Genomic DNA, 2300 nt, shown 5'->3' with positions numbered 1-2300 from the left:
TGAGTTGCTGACCTTGGCGCTGACCCACCGCAGCTACGCCTACGAGAACGGCGGTCTGCCCACCAACGAGCGCTTGGAGTTTCTCGGCGACGCAGTTCTTGGCCTGACCGTCACCGACGAGTTGTTCCATCGACACCCTGACCGCTCGGAGGGCGATCTGGCCAAACTGCGGGCCAGCGTGGTCAACACACAGGCGCTGGCCGAAGTCGCGCGAAACCTGACTGAGAAAGGCCTCGGCGCGCATCTGCTATTGGGGCGCGGCGAGATCAACACCGGCGGGTCCGACAAATCCAGCATCCTGGCCGACAGCATGGAATCGCTGCTGGGAGCGATCTACCTGCACCACGGGATGGACGGCGTGCGGGACGTGATCTTGCGGTTGTTCGGTCCGCTGTTGGACGCCGCGCCCACGTTGGGCGCCGGACTGGACTGGAAGACCAGCCTGCAGGAGCTGACCGCAGCCCGCGGCCTGGGCGCACCGTCGTATCAGGTCACCTCGACTGGACCCGACCATCACAAAGAGTTCACCGCCGCGGTGAAAGTGGCCGATACCGAATACGGGTCGGGTGTGGGCCGGTCCAAGAAGGAAGCCGAGCAGCATGCCGCCGCAGCGGCGTGGAAAACGCTGAGCGTGCTCGATCGCGCGTGACGTAGGTTTTCTGGGATGCCCGAGCTACCCGAGGTTGAGGTGGTGCGGCGCGGCTTGCAGGCCCACGTGGTGGGCAAGGCCATCACCGCCGTCCGCGTGCATCACCCCCGCGCAGTGCGCCGCCACGAGGCCGGGCCGGCCGATCTGACCGCGCGGCTGCTGGACGCCCGGATCACCGGTACCGACCGGCGCGGGAAATACCTGTGGCTCACGCTGGACGGGGGCGATTACGCGCTCGTGGTCCACCTAGGCATGAGCGGCCAGATGCTCCTCGGGACGGTGCCGAACGCGGACCACCTGCGCATCGCGGCGGTCCTCGATGACGGGACAACGCTGAGCTTCGTCGACCAGCGCACCTTCGGCGGGTGGCTGCTGGCCGACCTGGTCAACGTGGACGGCAGTGTGGTTCCTGCCCCGGTCGCCCACCTGGCGCGCGATCCGCTCGATCCGCGATTCGATATCGACGCGGTGGTAAACGTGTTGCGGCGCAAGCATTCCGAGATCAAACGCCAGCTGCTCGACCAGACGGTGGTGTCCGGGATCGGCAATATCTACGCCGACGAGGCGTTGTGGGGGGCCAAGGTGAATGGTGCACGTATCGCCGACACGCTGACCCGTCGGCGGCTGGCTGACGTGCTGGAAGCCGCAGCGGAGGTGATGGGCGACGCATTGGCACAGGGCGGCACTTCGTTCGATTCGTTGTACGTCAACGTCAACGGCCAGTCCGGCTACTTCGACCGGTCTCTCAATGTGTACGGCCGCGAAGGCAAACACTGCCGTCGTTGCGGTGCGGTGATCCACCGGGAGAAGTTCATGAACCGCTCGTCGTTCTACTGTCCGCGTTGTCAGCCCCGGCCGCGACGTTGACCGTGACCTGTCTCTTCCTGCCCGTCGAGATCGACGTTAGCGTCATGCGCACCCGAACTTTTCCGCGCTAGCGTCAATCTCGGCGTGCAGCAGACCCGGTAGAAAGAAACCCATGATGGAACTGTGGGTGGAACGTACCGGGGTGCGCCGCTACACCGGGCACAGCTCGCGCGGTGCGCAGGTACTCATCGGCTCCGAGGACGTCGACGGCGTATTCACCCCAGGCGAGTTGATGAAGATCGCCCTGGCCGCGTGTAGCGGGATGGCCGGCGACCTGCCGTTGGCCCGCCGCCTCGGTGACGATTACCAGGCGACCGTGCGGGTGTCCGGCGACGCTGACCGTGAGCAGGAGCGTTATCCGCTGCTGCAAGAAACCCTCGAGATCGACCTTTCGGGTTTGAGCGACGACGAGAAGGCGCGGGTGTTGACGGTCGTCGAGCGCGCGGTCGACCAGGTGTGCACGGTGGGTCGCACACTCAAGTCCGGCACCACGGTCACCTTCGAGGTAGCCGATGGCGGAGCCTGATGTCCGGCTCACCGCCTGGGTACGCGGGCGGGTGCAGGGAGTTGGTTTCCGCTGGTGGACCCGCTCCCGGGCGCTGGAGCTGGGCCTGACCGGTTACGTCGCCAATCGCGTCGACGGGCGGGTGCTGGTCGTCGCGCAGGGATCCCGTGACGTGTGCGAGCAGCTGCTGCACCTGCTGCAGGGCGGCGCCACGCCCGGTCGCGTCGACAACGTGGTCGCCGACTGGTCACAGGCACCGGAGGACATCGAAGGGTTCAG

General features: G+C 66.3%; 4 protein-coding genes. All 4 read left to right on the top strand.

Annotation, left to right across the window (positions count from 1 at the left end; translation table 11 throughout):
• Positions 1–649 (top strand): ribonuclease III (rnc, locus tag WAN71_RS08520; protein ID WP_422224905.1); only part of this gene is annotated, 649 nt, incomplete at its 5' end.
• A gap of 15 nt (positions 650–664) precedes the next feature.
• Positions 665–1516 (top strand): DNA-formamidopyrimidine glycosylase, encoded by an 852-nt coding sequence (gene mutM / locus WAN71_RS08515; protein ID WP_422224904.1) that lies wholly within the window; start codon positions 665–667, stop codon positions 1514–1516.
• 112 nt (positions 1517–1628) lie between these two features.
• A complete protein-coding gene (locus WAN71_RS08510) occupies positions 1629–2042 on the top strand; it encodes an OsmC family protein (RefSeq protein ID WP_422224903.1) in 414 nt (137 codons plus the stop codon).
• On the top strand, positions 2029–2300 hold a 272-nt coding region (locus WAN71_RS08505; RefSeq protein ID WP_422224902.1), incomplete at its 3' end, for an acylphosphatase. The genes WAN71_RS08510 and WAN71_RS08505, both read left to right, overlap by 14 nt.

The sequence above is a fragment of the Mycobacterium sp. genome, assembly GCF_049280035.1.
Classification (GTDB): Bacteria; Actinomycetota; Actinomycetes; order Mycobacteriales; family Mycobacteriaceae; genus Mycobacterium.
The sequence above is the reverse complement of the archived record's forward strand: the minus strand, read 5'-3'. Positions and strand labels throughout refer to the sequence as shown.